Genomic DNA, 1,238 nt, shown 5'->3' with positions numbered 1-1,238 from the left:
ATGACGATGCGGGAGCTAGACAGGTTCAAGGTCATTCAGGACGTAGCGGACGGCAAGCTCAAGCCATGGCGTGCAGCGGAACGGCTGGAGTTGACGACACGCCAGGTTCGCCGACTGGTCGCCCGGCTTCGTGAGCACGGCGCGGCGGGATTGGTGTCAGGACACCGAGCGAAGCCCGGCAACCGCCGTCTCGACCCGGGAGCCGCCGACCGGGCGCTGTCGATCATCCGTGACCGCTACGCCGATTTCGGGCCGACGTTGGCCTGCGAGAAGCTCTGGGAATGTCACGGCATTCGGCTGGCCAAGGAAACGGTCAGGAAGCTGATGACGGATGCTGGGCTCTGGATTCCGCGGCGGCAACGCCCCCGAAGGTCTACCAGCCACGAGCGCGTCGTGCGTGCCTGGGTGAACTGATCCAGATCGACGGCAGCGACCATCGATGGTTCGAGGAACGGGCGCCGGCCTGCACGCTGCTGGTGTATGTGGATGACGCGACGAGCCGGCTGATGATGCTGCACTTCACGCAGACGGAGTCGACCTTCAGCTACTTCGAGGCAACGCGGGCGTACATCGAACGCCATGGCAAGCCGGGAGCGTTTTACAGCGACAAGGCCAGCGTGTTTCGCAACGTGAAGCCGGGCAAGACTGGCAATCGCGTGACGCCGTTTGGCCGGGCGATGTACGAGCTGAACATCGACACGTTCTGCGCGAACAGCAGCTCGGCCAAGGGGCGCGTGGAGCGAGCGCACCTGACGTCGCAGGATCGGCTGGTCAAGGAGATGCGATTGCGCGAGATCAACACGGTGGCCGACGCCAACGCTTACGCGCCCTCCTTCATGGCCGCCTACAACACGCGCTTCGCGAAGCCGCCAAAGAGCGACTTCAATGCGCATCGGCCGTTACGGACCGACGAGAGCCTGGAGCGGGCGCTGACGTGGCGTGAGCCGCGGAAAGTGACGAAGTCGCTCACGGTTCAGTACGACCGGGTGATGTACTTGCTGGACGATACGCCGGTCAACCGGAAGCTGATCGACCGGCAGATCGAGGTGTGGGAGTACCCGGATGGACGGATTGAACTACGGGCTGACGACCGGGTATTGGACTACAGACAGTACGATCGCCTAACCGAAATCGATCAAGGCGCAGTCGTGGAGCACAAGCGCTTGAGTCATGTGCTGGAGGTCGCGCAAGCGCTTCAGGCGCAACGTGATAACAGCCGAATTGGCAAAGCGCCGTCA

The 1,238-nt window shown here is 63.1% G+C and carries 1 pseudogene; it reads left to right on the top strand.

Going from position 1 to position 1,238, the window contains the following annotated elements:
* Positions 1 to 1,238 (top strand): annotated as a pseudogene (locus G3N98_RS39330) (ISNCY family transposase); the annotation flags it as partial.

Origin of the sequence: Burkholderia sp. Tr-20390, from assembly GCF_017104595.1 — a bacterium.
GTDB lineage: Bacteria > Pseudomonadota > Gammaproteobacteria > Burkholderiales > Burkholderiaceae > Burkholderia.
Note: the sequence above shows the minus strand (reverse complement) of the source record. Positions and strands in the feature narration are given on the sequence as shown.